This is a genomic window from Marinomonas sp. AWM4_232 (assembly GCF_056158325.1).
The window spans coordinates 1,550,441-1,567,126 of record NZ_JBSWTA010000001.1; the positions used below are offsets into that span (position 1 = coordinate 1,550,441).

Here is a 16,686-nt window from a genome sequence, read left to right on the forward strand (position 1 = left end):
TCCTCTTATTATTAGTCTGCGTAGACCGTTTCAGGCAACCAAGTTGCCAGATCAGGCCAAATAGCGAGCAGTAACAGTACGAACAATTGAATCAAAATAAACGGAATCACACCTTTATAGATAGACTGCGTTTTTACTTCTGGTGGCGCAACGCCACGTAGGTAGAACAGGGCGAAACCAAACGGTGGTGTTAGGAATGACGTTTGTAGGTTAATCGCCATCATAATACCTAACCAAATTGGATCTAGGCCCATTGCCAACAATACTGGGGCAACGATAGGTACCACAACGAAGGTGATTTCGATGAAGTCTAAAATAAAGCCTAGGAAGAACATCACCAACATGACGATCAAGACTGCGCTGATGACACCACCAGGCAGTTGGTTAAAGAACTCATGAATCAGTTCTTCACCGCCAAAACCACGGAAGACCAACGAGAACAGTGACGCACCGACTAGGATCATAAATACCATGCCGGTGACCTTTGTGGTCGACAGTACACACTCTTTAAGAGTTTGTAACGACAGCTTACCGGATGCCCACGCTAGGATAGCGGCACCGAATGCGCCAACACCTGCTGCTTCTGTCGGTGTTGCTAGACCGCCAAGGATCGAGCCTAATACCGCAAGGATCAGGAGCAACGGTGGCAATAAGCCTTTGATGATCTCAAGTGCTAAAGAAGAATCGTCCACACCACGGCGCAGCTCTTCTTTTGGTACGGCTGGGGCCTTATGCGGTTGTAGCCACGCCACACCAGCTACGTAAGCAATGTACAGGGCAACCAAGATTAAACCAGGGATCAAGGCACCGACGAATAAGTCGCCTACGGAAACCGTTTTAGGAGAGAACACGCCCATTTCCAATTGTGCTTTTTGGAAGGCATTGGACATGACATCACCTAGTAGTACGAGGGCGATTGACGGCGGAATGATTTGGCCAAGGGTTCCGGTCGCACAAATAGTGCCGGTTGCCAGAGCGGGATCGTAGCCACGGCGTAGCATGGTTGGCAACGAGATCATGCCCATAGTTACCACGGTTGCACCCACGATACCGGTACTGGCCGCCATCAACATGCCAACTAGGATTACCGAAATGCCCAAACCACCGCGCATGGTGCCGAATAGCATCGCCATAGAATCCAATAGGCGCTCAGCTAGCTTAGATTTTTCTAGCAGAACACCCATTAAGACAAACAGTGGTACAGCAATCAGGGTTTCATTGCGTACGATACCAAACAAGCGGTTTGGTAAGGCTTCTAGGAATACCGCATCGAACGTTCCAAACATCGCGCCACCGGCAGCGAACAGCAGTGCTGTACCACCGAGAGAGAAGGCAACCGGGTAACCGAATAGAAGAAACACACAGACACCGGCGAATAGCCATAAAGGTAAAAACTCAGCCACCTTATTGTGCCTCCGTTAATTGCTGTTTATTGAATACCACACCTAGGTTCTTAAGAATGTCAGCGATGCCCTGAATAATCAGTAGCGCCATCATAATTGGAATCAGTGTTTTTAGAAGGTAGACGAATGGCAGACCACCTGGCTCTTGTGATGTTTCTAACACACGCCAAGAAGCGGCGACGTAGTCGATACTCATGTAGGCGGTGTAAGCACAGAATGGCAATAAGAAGAACAAGCCCCCTAAGATATTCACCCAAGCTTTTTTACGCGGTGAGAAATCTCGGTAAAGCACGTCTACTCGCACGTGTTCATCGTCTTTGAAGGTGTACGCTGCGCCGAGCATAAACACCATAGCATGCATATAAAGCACAGACTCTTGCAGAGCGATGGAGCCGATGCCCAGCCCATAGCGTAGCAACACTATTAGACAGGTCAGCAACATCATAAGAAGGGTAAGCCAAGCGACACATTTCCCCACAACGGAGGAAATGCCTTCGGCACCGCATACGATTTTGTTAAACATAGTTAAACCCACAGGCTATTTTTTGCTTTTGTAATATAGAAAGGCGGAAAAATCCGAGGCGTCAGTCTATTGGATATCAAAAGAATAGTGAATGATACGACAGTCTATAAATATAAAATTGGTTAAAAAGTAAGCATTTTTATTTGCACTGCTGATATCATGATTTATAATGCGAATCATTTTCAAATGAGGTGTGGCTAGAACCATGGCAGAATCTTTGGTGCAATCAGCGCACTCGCAGCAAACGTTCGAGCAATTGTATACAGACCACCATAGCTGGCTGTATCGTTGGCTATGCAAAAAAGTTAACTGCTCCCATCAAGCGGCTGACTTTATGCAAGACACTTTCTGTCGTTTGCTGAAGTTAGACGTTAGCCAGATACAAGAGCCGCGCGCTTTTTTAACAACGACTGCAACGCGTATCGTTATTAATGATGCGCGTCGCAGACAAGTAGAGCGGAGTTACTTAGATGCGATCCGTGAATTTGATAATGGGGAGCTCGTTGAGCCTACGACGCCTACTCTTGAGCAACACGCAGTCATAGTTGAAACGCTAACAGCCATAGCGGAGATGCTTGAAGGGTTGTCTGATAAGTGCCAGCAGGCCTTTTTACTGTTCCGTTTAGATGGAATGAAACAGGCAGACATCGCTCAAGCAATGAATATTTCCGTTAGCATGGTGAAAAAGTACATTGCTCAAGCCATGATGCACTGCTATCACATCATGCATCAAACTCCATGACCGCAACCAACACACCCCAAAACGCTAGCTCTGCGACAAGTGCACTCGAACAGGCAGTAGAATGGTATCTACGTAACAGTGATGGCGAGTTGAGCCAAGAAGAGCGTACCGCATTTCAACAGTGGCTTGATCTTGGCGACAATGCCCAAGTCTATGCCAAGCTAGATGATGTCTGGCGTCAGTTTGATCAAGTATCAGAGCCAGTAGAGCGTCATGTCTTACATCAATCGCTACATAGAAAACCTGAACAAAGCGCTTATACGAAAGCTCTAAAAATATGTGCCATAGCAGGGTTGTGTGTTTCTCTATGGCTTGCTTATCAAAGCCCAGTCGGACAAATGGCTAATGCGGACCATATCGCACTGACCGATCAAAAGACACTGTATTTAGATGACCAAAGCACGCTCCGTCTGGCGCCCTTTAGTGCCGTCAATGTTCGATACAGCGCGGGGCAACGACATATTGAATTAGTCCGGGGAGCGCTGCAAATTACAGTGGCTAAAGATAAGACTCGTCCTTTAATCGTACAGACAGATCAAGCTACAGCAGAGGCCCTTGGCACAATTTTTAGTGTGATACGAGAAGCAGAGCAAACTCAGGTAAAAGTCTCCGAGTCGACAGTGCGTGTTTGCCCTATCCTCCCAACCAACCCAACGCAGCCTATATGCACGATAGCAAAGCAAGGAGACAGGGTAATGGTCAGAGCAGGTCAAGCTCAGATTCAGCCACCCATGCAAGGCTCGATCACCATGAACTGGGAGCGTCAGTTACTGATAGTTGAGGACCGTCCCATACTTGAAGTATTAGATATTTTGCAAAAATATCATCTGGGATACTTGCATGTAGAGCGTGATAGCTTGTCGGGTGTGACCGTATCTGGAGTCTTTCCATTAAACAAAGTCCGAGCTTCCCTAGATGTCATGGCTGCAAGCTTAGCGCTAAAGGTGACTAAGTTTACGCCAGCTTACACCGCGATAGGCAAACCTTAGATTGATGTTAAAAAACTTATAAATACTACTGTCCTTTTTTTGTGGTCACGGGTCATTACTTATAACAACCACATCAAAAGTTGTTATGACTGCAGGCGTAACGGCTTCTGAAGACCATTTAATCAAGGATATTTTATGAGTTTTAAATTCACACTAACACCATTGGCTCTCGCGTTGGGGATAGGTGCAAGTCAGCTGCTATTTGTGACGCCAGCTTCTGCAGTGGGCAGCGAGATCCAACAGACCATCGCGATCAATATTGCTCCAGGGTCTTTGACACAGGCGCTGAGCTCTCTCGGTACTCAAGCAAATATTGCGATTTCCTATGCTCCTAATATAGCTAGTGGCATTCGTACTCGTGGGATGGCCGGTCGATACACGCCAGAACAGGCGTTGCACCAGCTACTACAAGACACAGGTTTGCGCGCTAGCAAGCAAGGCGATAGTGCCTATTCTCTAAGTAAAGTACGAGAGAACGGTGCAACGCTGGGTACGATTCAAGTAGACGGGCAATCATCCACATTATTTGGGGATGCCCCACCGGAGCCAGGTGGCTTTAAGGCTGAGTACCAAACCACAGCAACCAAGCTTGCCATGCCGATAAAAGAGACACCACAAGCTATTTCAGTTGTCACCAAAGACAACCTCGAAGCACGACAAGCAAATGACCTAGCTACAGCACTGGAACTAACGTCGGGAGTGAGTTCTAGTGCAAATGGGTCAGGGATTGGCGTTGGACCTGGAATGTTTGGTGGTGATGGCTTTTACGGACAAAAGTTCACTTTACGAGGGCAATACTCACCAGTATTGAATGATGGCTTTACTATTGGTACATCACAAGATATCGATTTAGCAGCCTATGAGCGCATAGAAACAATAAAGGGTCCATCAGGTTTTTATGGAAGTGGTTATTTAGGCGGCTTTATCAATCGAGTACGAAAAAAACCAGAAGCAGAACAATATACTGAATTGTCTTTACAAGCAGGCTCTTTTGATACATATCGTACGGCATTAGATACCACAGGAGCCTTATCCTCAGATGAGAATATACTGGGACGAATGGTTATTGCTTATGAGGATTCTGGCTCTTTTGTTGATAAAGTTGATACTGAAAATCTAATGATTGCACCCAGTTTGGAAGCAATAATCGATGATAGAACTCGCGTTCTAGTTCAACGGTAATCCCCCCGAAAAATAACAGCAGCCAAAAGTAGAATTTTCTCGTACTCTAAACGCAGGAGGTTCTGCATGAAAAAATCACGTTATACCGATAGCCAAATCATGGCCATACTAAAGCAAGCAGAGGCAGGCACACCCATTCCTGAGCTATGTCGAGAGCATGGTATGAGCTCGGCAACATTTTACAAATGGCGGTCCAAATATGGTGATATGGATGCCTCTTTAATGGCTCGTATGAAAGAACTTGAGGAAGAAAACCGTCGTCTTAAAAAGATGTATGCAGAAGAACGGTTAAAGGCGGAGATCATACAGGAAGCCATGGCAAAGAAGTGGTGAAGCCATCCCTTCGACGAGAGATGGCACTTCATGCTGTAGCGAATAAGGCGGTGAGCATTCGTTTGGCCTGCTCTGCTTTTATGATCAGTGAAACCTGTTATCGTTACAAGAGCCTTTTGAATGATGACAATGCTTTGATCGCTAAACTTTTAGTTGACCTAGCAGAGACTCAAACGGATTGGGGGTTTGGGCAATGCTTCTTTTATCTAAGAAACGTAAAAGGCCACACTTGGAATCATAAACGTGTCTATCGAATCTATTGCGAGTTGGCGTTGAATCTACGAATCCGCCCAAGAAGACGCTTAAAGCGGAACGTACCTGAACCCTTGAAGGAGCCAACCAAACGAGATCAGGTTTGGTCTATGGACTTTATGCATGACCAACTTATCGATGGTCGCCACTATCGTCTATTTAACGTAATCGATGACTTCAAGCGCGAAGGACTAGCGATGGAAGCAGGCTTTTCCTTACCGACCTTGAGGGTGATACGCACGCTTGAGCAATTGCTTGAATGGCGAGATAAACCACAGATACTGCGTTGTGATAACGGGCCGGAATTTGTGAGTCATGAGTTTACTCGTTGGGCTAAAAAGAAAGGCATTAGAGTTGAATACATCCAACCTGGCAATCCACAACAAAATGCTTATATTGAACGATATAATCGAACAGCTAGATATGGATGGGTAAGCAAGCATCTTTTTGAAACACTTGAGGAAGTGCAAGACTATGCAACGAAATGGTTGTGGTTTTACAATCACGAAAGACCACATACAGCTAACGGAGGCAAGCCACCTCTAATGGCTGCTTAACCTCTACTTTTGAGCTAAGTTAAAAAAGGGAGGATTACCCAACCTCTTTATCAAAAGAAACGTTATCACGCCAATCCAGGAGTCCCGCTACAGTTGGAAGGTAATCAAGTTACGACTTTTGACGATTGGGATACACGAGACACTTTGTATGGTCAGGTAGGTGCTCCATCTACCAATGAGTTATTAGAATTATCGGTCGCAATCGATCATGAAATCAATAAAGACTGGAATGCAAGCCTACTTTTGTATGGAGCAAATAGCCAACGAGATGCTATCGATTATGGTGTTTGGATAGAGCCAGATATCTTATATTTTAGTGGAACTACTGATAAAAGAAGTACAGATATATGGTCATCAGAAGCCAAACTAACGGGTCATTTTAAGGCTCTAGGGTCAAGTCATGATGTGGTTTTTGGAGTCATACACCAAAATGAAAGTTCAAGAAGGCAATATGGAATCTATGATTCAATTGTAGGAAGCTACGGCACTACCTCATTAAATGATATAAGAATAGCTTCTATTCCATCTAAACACGAAGTTCCAGATATGGTTGATAGAACCAGTGACTACTCAACTAATTCTGCATATGCTCAGCTGAAGCTCAACTTAACAGATAGAACAAATCTGTTATCAGCTATTCGATACGATGAAATCGATACAAGAGTAACTAGTAATCCTACTATTTACTCTTCGTCCACTTCTGTTATAACCTCAGGTGATACTGAGCTAACTTGGCGTGTGGGACTAACTCATTCTATAAATGAAGCGCATTTGCTCTATACAACTTACGCACAATCATTTAGTCCAACCTTAGCTGAGGGTAGGAATGGTATTTTAGATCCCAATACTGGTGAGGGTTACGAGATAGGCTTAAAATCCGAATGGTTTGATAAGAAACTTGGATCGACAATTTCGATATATCGGCAAGACCTTAATAATATTCCTATCACTGACCCTAATAATGGACCTGGGGAGTCCTACTCGATATCTAGTGGCTTAAACAGAACAAATGGCTTAGAAATTGAAGTAAATGGCTCTCCATTACCAGGCTTAACGATTGGTGCCGCAGCCCATTGGCTAGACAATGAGTATATAGAAGAGAATGACTCCAACTACGGTTTAACTACAGATGGAACGGCAGATGAACAATACTCTGTTTATGCAAATTATGAGATAGGAGACGGTATCTTAAAGGGATTGGGAATAGGTGGCACCATTGTAAGAGTAGGTGAGCGACAGTTTATTGCTTCTGGTTCGCAGGTTTATTTAGACGGCTACCATCGAGCCGATTTGAATCTTTCCTACAATGGTTTACCTAACTGGGATTTTTCACTCTTAGTGCGTAATGTGACCGATGAAGAATATATTGAATCTGCCAGCTCGGCTTATTACGTAAGAAACTATTGGGGCTCCCCTCGCGCCGCGTTGCTAAAGGCAAACTATAGTTTTTAGAGTCAATACATCCTAGCCCCCTGCTTCCAGCTAGCTACTCACTATTGACGAGTGGCTAGCTGGAATTGGATATTTGAATTTGCAGAGTTCCTATCCTTAGAATGGTTTTTTGCTTCCACCGTGCCATTGATTTCCAGTATAGCAATAGCTTAAAATGAAATTAATTCTCATTACTTATTGGCGGAGGCTATCAGGCGACTGGTTAAGCCAAGCCCTGCTTCACTGAAAGGAAAGTGACATGGATGGCTTCACGAATGACACCATTACGACACACTCATTGCCTGATCTTAAAGGACTGCCAACGGAGCCAATCTCGTTAACCTACAGAACTTACCATATTGCAGCCACGCTGTTGTGTGTGGTGCTACCTGTACTCGGTTTATTGAGCGCTATACGTTTTAATCCTGTATTCCCTTTGCCAGTATTTTTGCAAAGCGCTTATCCCTATATTCTATCTGTGGTTGTAGCGCTGAGTGTATGTTATTTAGTCTACGCGTACTTGGCGTGTGGCCGTATTCGCTATTCATTGCGAGAACATGATCTGACGTTGAAAAAAGGCGTCATCTGCATCTTGGTGGCAGATCAGTGCAGCCGCTTTGATGCTATTTTTGCTGTTACTGATCCCGCTCTCACTTTTATCGGTACTCGGCTCGATCATCGTATTTTATAACTATCGCCTAAGTCGCTTGAACGATCGTTATATCCGTCGCTGCGGTCTGTTTACCCGCCAAGAGGTGAGTGTACGGCTTTCCCGTATTCAAATGATTGAGAGCAAACAAGACTGGTTAGACAGGTTAATCGGGCGCACTAATCTCGTGTTGCAACAAAACCTCAGTGGCTCTGAAGTTCGCAGTGTCGAAACTGTCAGCAACCTAATGGTTTCCTCCATAAAAGCCCATGAGCGAGACGCGCTGATTGCAGACACATGGCCAGATGCTCAGCCGTTCGCTAAGGTGCAATATCGCTCCGCGAGCCCGTATTACTTTTTATATTTTCTGACTCTTGTTGTCTTACCGCTGAGCGTTGTGACGAGTACTGCTTTATGGGTGTACCTAGACGTTGGTTATGTGCTCGCGGACGTGAGTGTATTGACTATCATTACCTTATTGTTTTTCTGCCACTGGCGTCGCCTAGGGTTTGCAGCAGATGACCAATATTACTACGTACGCAGCGGCATCCTTGGGTTACGATATGTGTGTTTTCTGATTTATAAGTTACAACAGGTGGGCATTGAGCAAAGCCTCATGATGAAAAAGCGCAAGCTAGCCTCTGTCAAATTTGTCCTAGCCAGCGGTGCCGTTGTAGTCCCTTATATCGATGAGTCGCTCGCATACGATATAGCGAACCAAGCACTTTATAAAACCGAATCTCTGAAGAAATCATGGATGTAATGCCGTAGAGATTTTTAAATGTTTACCATTGCTTACGTTGATATCAATAGATTAAGATGAAAGTAATTCTCATTACTATATATCTTGCTTTAGGTGTTCAATGTGTCTGATTCAAATTCGATGGAAACAACGAAACTGCACGATCTCTACAGCGATCATCACGGCTGGTTGCGTGGTTGGTTATATAAGAAACTAGGCTGTAGTGAACGGGCGGCGGATCTAACGCAGGATACATTTGTTAGGCTAATTTCGTCGCGTCGCTCAGTGGATCAAATGGGTCATGAACCACGAGCGTTGCTAACTCATATTGCTAAGAACTTGGTGATTGATTTTTGGCGGCGCCAAGATGTTGAGCGTGCCTATCTCGCGAGTATCGCACATTTGCCAGAACAAGAAGCACCTTCCAGTGAGGAAAAGCTGCTCATCTTAGAGACCATTTATCGAATCGAAGCTCTTCTGCGTCAGTTGCCCGAACAGACGCGAACTATTTTTCTGTTGGCTCAGTTAGACGGTTTAAAGTACCAGCAGATAGCGGATCAGTTTGAGATTTCTTTGGCGACGGTAAAACGCCATATGCGAACCGCCTTCTTAGCCTGCCTAACACTTGATTTAGAATAAGCTCCAGTATGCACAAATATCCTCAAGAACCCATCGATTTAGTGGTATTAGAAGAAGCTGCAGACTGGTTGACGCGAATTGGAGCGGAGGATGTATCGCCCGACGATTATCAAGCATTAGAGCATTGGCGACAGCAAAGCCCTATGCATCAAGTGGCATGGCAACGTGCAGAACTGGTTATGGCGGACTTCACTCAAGCCTGTCATCCAATTGCGCGTCAAACCATAGAAAATTTAGAACAACCAGAACGTCGTCAGTCCCTCAAAGCATTGGCTTTACTGCTTGTCACTGCGCCAGTAATAGGTTGGATGGGATACCAGACAATGCCGTGGCGCGAATGGCAATCCGATATACGCACCGCAAAAGGTGAGATGCGTACCTTAGATTTAGAAGATGGTACTCAGCTTATTCTCAATACGGATACAGCGGTCAATATTGATTACAGCGTTGATGCACGACGTATTACCTTAATTGCTGGAGAAGTGCGCATAACGACGGGACATATAGCGTCTACGCCATTTATTGTGCAAACAACAGAAGGTCAACTGAAACCATTGGGAACGCGCTTCTCTGTTTATCATGAACTAGGGCAGACGCAAGTGGCTGTTTTTGATGGCCGTGTAGAGATTCGCACCACGCATGCAGGCGCCGCTGTAGTTCCAGCCGGAGAGCAGCGTTGTTTCAACCGCGATTTGATACAATCTGCTCAGTCAACCATCGAGCCGACAAGTTTATGGGAGCATGGCATGCTGCTTGCTCAAGGCATGCCGCTCGGTGATTTAATCGAGCAATTAAGTCGTTATCGCCACGGTATCTTACGCTGCGATGCTACTGTCGCCATGCAATCTGTATCGGGGGCGTTTCCGGTAACCGATAGTGATTTAAGCCTACGGCTGATCGAGCAAAGCTTGGCAGTACAAGTTCGCTATATCACACCTTGGTGGGTCACAGTGAAAGCTCTTTAATCCGTGTTATCAATTTTTTTAAATTTCTTTGAGACTTTTTTTGTTCTCGTTCGGTGTAGTGGATAGCAGTGCACATGCTTCCCAAATAGACTGACTTAAGACGAGAACTTTTATGAACCGCAATCAGCTTCGGCCCAATGATAAACTGCCAACACTCAAGCCCATCGCTATAGCATGTGCTCTCGCTTGCTCGACAGGTGGCATGTTATTGCTACCGCAAATTACCTACGCCCAAGAAAGTCACGAGCGCCAGCAAGTATCTATTCCTGCAGGGGAACTAAGCTCAGTATTGGCAACCTTCGCCGCACAGGTTGGTGCCCCCTTGTCATTTGACCCAAGCATGTTTTCAGGCAGACAAAGCTCTGGCCTCAAAGGACGTTACAGTGCTGTTGAGGGGTTCACTGTTCTCTTGCAAGGAACTAGATTCCATATTGAAAAGCAAAGCAATGGTAATTATGTCATTCGTAAGACTTTAAACGATGGCATCATGCCAGCCATTCAGGTGAATGCTGGCTCCGAATTTGGTTCTGCGAATGATGCTTATCGGATGAATGACAGTAACGTTGGCGTGCTTGGTGACCTTAGTTTGCAAAACACGCCTTATAGCGTTGAAGTATATTCAAGAGACCTAATTGACAATCTACAAGCAAACTCTCTATCTGGGGTGACTAAGTTAGACGCCTCCGTCAGCCTTTCAGCAGATGATATGGTAAGTGAAAACAACTATTTGATGATAAGAGGGCTATCTCCTGGTGGAACTACGGCACAAAAAATTGATGGGTTAACCCTACAGAGTCGCGCAAAAGATTTACCTATAGAACATATTGATAAGATAGAAGTTCTAAAAGGAGCCAGTGGCTTTCTTTATGGCTTTGGTGCTCCCGGTGGAATAGTAAACTATTCACTTAAAAGGCCTACCGATAGTCTAACACGAAGTGTAAAAGGGCAGATTATGAATGATAATTTGATGCTTTTTCATGGAGATGTGGGCGATCGGTTTGGTAAAAATGATCAGTTTGGGTATAGGCTAAATATTGTTAATCAAACGGGGGACTCCTATGTTGACGATGCAAAGTCTCAGCGTCAGTCTGGTTCCATAGCGGTTGATTGGAAAGTTAGTCCAACGCTACTTTGGCAGGCAGATGCTCTATATGCCAATCGAAAAAGTTACGGTGGCTATTGGGCTATAGTACCTAATACAGATGGAGGACTTAATAACTGGGAAGTTGGGGAGCCTTTATCTCCAATTAATGGTTCAAAGCGCCTTATGCCGGATTGGATGGTTTACGAGTCCGAACACAAAACATTTGGATCAGAGCTGACTTGGAAGTTTAAAGAAAATTGGGATGCAAACATTAGTGCTAGGTACTCAGAAAGCTATAGAAACCTACCCAATCCAGCTATTTTTGCTAGCAAGGATGGAAACTATTCAGTGAAAAGCTGGAATTATAATAATATTTTTGAAAGTTTCCAAAGTCAGGTTGTTATCAATGGTTATGTCGATACCGATATTATATCCCATAACATATCTTTCGGAATGTCTAATACAAACAGCACAGCATCCAATAGTAGTAATCTTGGAACTGATATCAACTTGGAAAACATTGGTAATTTATCAGACCCATTATACTTCTCAAAAGATATTAATATTTTGAGTAAGAGTGACGCCAGATACGACAAATATTCAGAAATTAATAGAAATGAATTGTTTATATCTGATGTGTTAAATGTTGGGCATAACTTAGATTTTATTTTGGGTGCTCGCTATGGGGAGATCGATAATAAATATTCTCAATATAAAGAAGATGCTGTAACGCCAACAATAGCTGCGGTATATCGCCCTAAAGATTGGATCTCTCTATACGCTAGCTATGTCGAGGCTTTTGAACAAGGCACTATAGCGCCAGATACATCTGCCAATGCAGGAGAAGTCTTTTCGCCTAAGATTAGTAAACAGTATGAGACAGGCTTTAAAATCGAACAGCCAAGCTGGTCAACTAATTTTGCGATCTTTAAGTTAGAGCGAGCACTTTCGTACACAGATTCGAATAATGTTTATAGTCAAGATGGCGAAGCTGTTTTTCAAGGAATTGAAGCTTCTACAAAAGCAAAAGTAAATGATAATTTGCTCTTTGGTGTTAGTGCTATGGTATTAGACGCACACAATAAAAAAATAAGCAGTCCAGAGCTAGTTGGGAAGGATATTCAGGGTGTCGCATCTAAACAAGTAAGATTATATGGAGAGTATGAAGTCCCCAATTCTAATTGGGCTATTAGTGGCGGTGTGCAGTATACAGGTGATCGACCCATTGACGCGAATAATGATTGGTATGTGGACTCAGTTACATTGTTAGACCTAGGTGCAAGGTACGAAATGGATTTCAACCAGTCTTCTATGGTTGTGAGACTGAACATTGAAAACCTGTCCGATGAAGCATATTGGTTAACTGCTTCGGGAAGCAGTAACCTTCAGCAGGGAACGCCAAGAACATTCAAGCTTAGTGCACAGCTAGATTTTTAAAGCATAAATAAGCAAAAAATAAGGAAGGCGCTTTTTAAAGTACCTTTTTTATATGCCTCATACGTCATATAGGATGTACCCCGCCAATTTACTGTTGGCGGTTTCTAATTTTCTAGCTAGGTCTCGTTTATGAATCCCGATACGCAAGCCAATGCGCCGAAGAAGCGGACGCAGTGGTGGTTTTTGCTGCACAGCTGGTTGGCGATGCCAATCTGGTTGTTTCTATTTTTTATCTGTTTAACGGGCACCATTGCCACGGTGAGCCAAGAAATTGTCTGGCTGTTTGATTCGAGCGTGCGTGCCAATCCGCCAGAGGACGCGGGTGAGATGCTGACCTTTGATGAAGTTATCCAAGTAGTTGAGCAGGAAGCCCCAGAAGCCTATATCGGTAGTATCTCGCGCCCCGTGAAGTCGCAATTCGCTCTGATGGCAAATATTAGCTATCCCGATTCTCGTTCTGAGACGGTGTACATCAATCCATATACCGGTGAGATCCAAGGGAAAACGTCTTCTGGGTTTAACTTTCGTCAGTTTATTCGCGCGATACATGGTTGGTTGTTAGTGCCTTTTAATGTGGGGTTTGCAAAGTACAGTTTCGGTTGGTATCTGGTCAGTTTCCTTGGCTTACCCATGTTGCTATCTCTGATTACTGGGCTGGTTGTATATAAGAAATTCTGGCGGGGATTTTTACATCCACGTCTCCGTTTTAACCGCGGTGCACGCGTATTTTGGGGCGACTTTCACCGTTTAGCGGGCATCTGGTCCATCCCGTTTATATTGATTATTTCAGTGACGTCGATTTGGTTTTTAGTTCAAGCTTTGCTAACTGAAGCGGAAGTGCCATTGCGTGGAGCGAATAGTACCCCGATTTTTGTGGAGCGAGATCAAGTGCCTGTGTCCGACCAAGGGAAGCCAACGCTTATCTCACCTGATGCCGCCGTGGCAGCTGTAACAGCACGCTATGACAATGTAAAAGCGGAGGGGATTCAGCTACCAGCGAATGCTTTTGGTCACTATAGTGTCTTTGGTCGCAGCCAAGCGTATCCGCTGATGTTGGAGTCTTTTATGGTGAACCCCTACACTGCTGAAGTGGATCGTGCGATGCGGGTATCAGATCAAGCACCTTTAATCATAACTGCGCGTTCTATGCGTGCACTGCATACAGGGGATTTTGTTGGGTTGAGCTTGAAGCTTGTATATTTCTTCTTTGGTATCTTGCTGACCATGATGGTGTTTAGCGGTATGCGCATCTGGGTAACTCGTACTTTCAAGTCGACAAAAGCGGCGATACGTCAAAAGACTGCTCGTATGCAAGCAAAAGGAGGTCAGGCATGAGTTCTGCGGTGAAGACAAGAAAGCCTCATAAAACGCACACACGCTGGTTTCGCTGGCGTTTTCATTTAACTGGACTGTTGATCTTAATTCCGGTGATTTTAACCCCCTATTATATTGAGCTTGCAAGCATCTTTAGTGGCAACGCAGGACTAGGGGAGCGTATTACCGGCACCAAGGCGGTAGGCCCTTGGGAAATTACGCTAGCTGAGCAGCGAGAAGTGGCGCCGCGTCTAGATGGTGCAGCCGGATATATGAAAATTCTGAATGCCGCCCTGTGTCAAGAATGTGCTCAAGAGGTAAAGGCCGTCTATATGCGTATAGGTAAGCCTCGTAGTCTTCGCACGGCGGGTGGCATAGGCTTTGGCTCACCATACTCCATGGTATTTAGTATTCCTATCCCAGAGAACACTCCGCTGGATGCGGACATCTGGCTGACGCTAGAAGGTTGGGATGGATCCTTGCATCAAGTGCAGTTTCCACTCGCGGACGTATCGCCTTCAACGATTGAATTCTTAAAGCAGCAACAGGAGCAATAGTATGTTGAAACAATCTCTTCGGATGATAGCGGCCTCAGCTATGCTTATTGGTTTGCCATCCATATCATTTGCTCATTCTCCTTATGTGGAATGCGTGAAAGAAACCCCTGACATTATCTGTAAAGGCGGCTTTACCGATGGCTCTGGTGTGGCTGGTGTGACAGTCGATTTAATCAGCTATGACGAAGAAATCGTCGCCAGCAAAGAGTTTGACGAGCAATCTAGTGTTCATTTTCAGCCATACGATGGTGAGTTTTATATTTTGATGGATGCAGGGCCAGGCCACACGGTTGAGGTGGAGTGGAGCGAAATTAAATGACACTTCGCTAGGTCAGATATTTACTTTCTCGCTATTTTGCATTAAAAATGCAAATGATTCTCAGTAAATGAAGAGGAAGTAGAGCGTGTCAGACATCGATCAACTTTATCGCAGCTACCATTCATGGTTGCAACGTTTACTAGTGAGTAAGTTGGAACAGAAGTCTGACGCGGAAGACTTATCCCAAGACACCTTTATCCGAGTGCTCAACCGGAAGTCTCAAGAGCCCATCCAAGACCCGCAAGGATATCTATGGACAGTGGCTAAGGGGCTAACGGTTGATTTATATCGGCGCCGATCTTTAGAGCGGCATTATCTTGAGTGCTTGTCGTCGCTCCCTGAAGTTGAGCACCCTAGTGCGGAAGAGCACCATCTGATTTTAGAAAGCCTACTGGAAATTGATGCCATGCTAGATGGGCTAGGACGCCAAATCAAAGCGGTATTTATCCTGTCGCAGTTAGAAGGCGTGACGTATCCCATTATTGCCGAGCGGCTGGGGATCTCAAGGCGCACAGTGGTCAATTACATGGCTAAAGCCATGGAGCATTGCTGCTTATATCGCATAGAGCATGGTTTATGAGTGCGAAACCGAGTAAGGCGCTCGTCTTGGCGGTAGCTGAAGCGTCTCAATGGTACGCTTTACTATCTGATCCTGATGTCAGTAAACAAGAGCGCGAGCATTGGCAGGCATGGTTGCAAGCTTCAGAGAATAATCAGCAAGCTTGGCAACAAATGTTAGCCGTCAGTCAGCGTTGCCAAGAAGTGCCAGGTCAAATTGCTGCTCCAGCATTAAGCCAGTCTCAATTCTCACGACGCAAAGTGCTGCAAACGATGCTGTCCATTGCAGTATTATCTCCTGCCGGTTGGTTGGCTTATCGTTACCAAACATCCCCACGCTATCAGGCACAATATACAACGGCGATTGGCGATATTCGGGATTTAACCCTCGCGGATGGTAGCCAGCTAACGCTCAACACAGATTCCGCTGTGGATGTTACTTTTACTGAACATGAGCGGTTGATCACCCTTCATGCAGGGGAAGTCTTTGTGTCTACCAGTAAGCACTACAAGGGTGCTGCTCCCTTTGTTGTGGCGACTCCTAATGGACGTATTCAGGCACTAGGAACTCAGTTTAGTGTGCGTGTTTTTGAGGATCATACTCAGGTTCAGGTATCGCAAGATAGCGTGAAGTTCCAGACGGCCTTGGGGCTTAGCGGAGACGTTGTTAGCTCTGGTGAGCAGGTGACCTTTAACTCATCACACATGATGACCAAAGATACCTTTGATCGTGAACGCCTAGGCTGGGTCGACCGCAGTCTAGTGGTGGTAAATAAACCCTTGGCTGAATTGATAGATGAGCTGAGCCGTTATCGTAGAGGCGTCTTGTCTTATTCAGATGAGGTCGCTCAAATTAAGGTATCCGGTGCCTATCCATTGATGGATACGGATCTATCATTGTCCGTACTGGCCGAGTCTTTCCCTATTAAAATTCAGCGTTATAGCCCTTACTGGGTTAGAGTCGTAAGCTCAGATTGAGCAAATAGATGGTGCGTGCCGAAAATATTTAC

At 45.1% G+C, this 16,686-nt stretch carries 17 protein-coding genes; 15 read left to right on the top strand and 2 right to left on the bottom strand.

The window, feature by feature from the left end; genetic code table 11:
* Positions 1-11: 11 nt before the first annotated feature.
* Together ACXAC1_RS07380 and ACXAC1_RS07385 are read right to left on the bottom strand one after the other, a co-directional pair.
* Complete coding sequence (locus tag ACXAC1_RS07380; protein ID WP_133561637.1) at positions 12-1,403, bottom strand: TRAP transporter large permease; 1,392 nt, start codon at positions 1,401-1,403, stop codon at positions 12-14.
* Between the two features lies 1 nt (position 1,404).
* Positions 1,405-1,926: a TRAP transporter small permease subunit gene (locus ACXAC1_RS07385; RefSeq protein ID WP_133561639.1), complete on the bottom strand. Its 522-nt coding sequence runs from the start codon at positions 1,924-1,926 to the stop codon at positions 1,405-1,407.
* A 205-nt stretch (positions 1,927-2,131) separates the two neighbouring features.
* Here ACXAC1_RS07385 and ACXAC1_RS07390 point away from each other — a divergent pair, with 205 nt between their 5' ends.
* The 15 genes from ACXAC1_RS07390 to ACXAC1_RS07460 all read left to right on the top strand — a co-directional run bounded on the left by ACXAC1_RS07390 (position 2,132) and on the right by ACXAC1_RS07460 (position 16,654).
* Positions 2,132-2,668 (top strand): sigma-70 family RNA polymerase sigma factor, encoded by a 537-nt coding sequence (locus ACXAC1_RS07390; RefSeq protein WP_475060431.1) that lies wholly within the window; start codon positions 2,132-2,134, stop codon positions 2,666-2,668.
* On the top strand, positions 2,665-3,657 hold the full coding sequence (locus tag ACXAC1_RS07395) for a FecR domain-containing protein (protein WP_475060434.1): 993 nt from the start codon (positions 2,665-2,667) through the stop codon (positions 3,655-3,657). Before ACXAC1_RS07390 ends, ACXAC1_RS07395 begins: the two co-directional genes overlap by 4 nt.
* Positions 3,658-3,792: 135 nt before the next feature.
* On the top strand, positions 3,793-4,839 hold the full coding sequence (locus ACXAC1_RS07400) for a TonB-dependent siderophore receptor (protein ID WP_475060437.1): 1,047 nt from the start codon (positions 3,793-3,795) through the stop codon (positions 4,837-4,839).
* Between the two features lie 66 nt (positions 4,840-4,905).
* Positions 4,906-5,981 (top strand): IS3 family transposase gene (locus ACXAC1_RS07405; RefSeq protein ID WP_475058452.1). Its coding sequence is split into 2 segments (ribosomal slippage): positions 4,906-5,167 and positions 5,167-5,981, totalling 1,077 coding nucleotides; the frame shifts between segments, so codons are not numbered across the junction.
* Positions 5,982-6,014: 33 nt separating this feature from the next.
* Complete coding sequence (locus tag ACXAC1_RS07410) at positions 6,015-7,433, top strand: TonB-dependent siderophore receptor (RefSeq protein WP_475063797.1); 1,419 nt, start codon at positions 6,015-6,017, stop codon at positions 7,431-7,433.
* Between the two features lie 238 nt (positions 7,434-7,671).
* Complete coding sequence (locus ACXAC1_RS07415; protein ID WP_475060439.1) at positions 7,672-8,103, top strand: hypothetical protein; 432 nt, start codon at positions 7,672-7,674, stop codon at positions 8,101-8,103.
* Positions 8,033-8,824 carry a PH domain-containing protein gene (locus ACXAC1_RS07420; RefSeq protein ID WP_475060442.1) on the top strand — a complete coding sequence of 264 codons (792 nt, stop codon included), beginning with the start codon at positions 8,033-8,035 and terminating at the stop codon, positions 8,822-8,824. The genes ACXAC1_RS07415 and ACXAC1_RS07420 overlap by 71 nt, the downstream gene beginning before the upstream one ends.
* 102 nt (positions 8,825-8,926) lie before the next feature.
* Complete coding sequence (locus ACXAC1_RS07425; RefSeq protein ID WP_475060445.1) at positions 8,927-9,442, top strand: sigma-70 family RNA polymerase sigma factor; 516 nt, start codon at positions 8,927-8,929, stop codon at positions 9,440-9,442.
* A gap of 8 nt (positions 9,443-9,450) precedes the next feature.
* Positions 9,451-10,407 (top strand): FecR domain-containing protein, encoded by a 957-nt coding sequence (locus ACXAC1_RS07430; protein ID WP_475060448.1) that lies wholly within the window; start codon positions 9,451-9,453, stop codon positions 10,405-10,407.
* A 112-nt stretch (positions 10,408-10,519) separates the two neighbouring features.
* Entirely contained in the window at positions 10,520-12,928 is a 2,409-nt protein-coding gene (locus ACXAC1_RS07435) for a TonB-dependent siderophore receptor (protein WP_475060451.1), read from the top strand.
* A 129-nt stretch (positions 12,929-13,057) separates the two neighbouring features.
* A complete protein-coding gene (locus tag ACXAC1_RS07440; RefSeq protein WP_475060454.1) occupies positions 13,058-14,263 on the top strand; it encodes a PepSY-associated TM helix domain-containing protein in 1,206 nt (401 codons plus the stop codon).
* Entirely contained in the window at positions 14,260-14,799 is a 540-nt protein-coding gene (locus tag ACXAC1_RS07445) for a hypothetical protein (protein ID WP_475060456.1), read from the top strand. Before ACXAC1_RS07440 ends, ACXAC1_RS07445 begins: the two co-directional genes overlap by 4 nt.
* 1 nt (position 14,800) lies before the next feature.
* Positions 14,801-15,118 carry a hypothetical protein gene (locus ACXAC1_RS07450; protein WP_475060459.1) on the top strand — a complete coding sequence of 106 codons (318 nt, stop codon included), beginning with the start codon at positions 14,801-14,803 and terminating at the stop codon, positions 15,116-15,118.
* A gap of 85 nt (positions 15,119-15,203) precedes the next feature.
* Positions 15,204-15,698, top strand: coding sequence for a sigma-70 family RNA polymerase sigma factor (locus ACXAC1_RS07455; RefSeq protein WP_475060461.1), 495 nt, complete (start codon positions 15,204-15,206; stop codon positions 15,696-15,698).
* Positions 15,695-16,654, top strand: coding sequence for a FecR domain-containing protein (locus ACXAC1_RS07460; RefSeq protein WP_475060463.1), 960 nt, complete (start codon positions 15,695-15,697; stop codon positions 16,652-16,654). The genes ACXAC1_RS07455 and ACXAC1_RS07460 overlap by 4 nt, the downstream gene beginning before the upstream one ends.
* Positions 16,655-16,686: the final 32 nt, after the last annotated feature.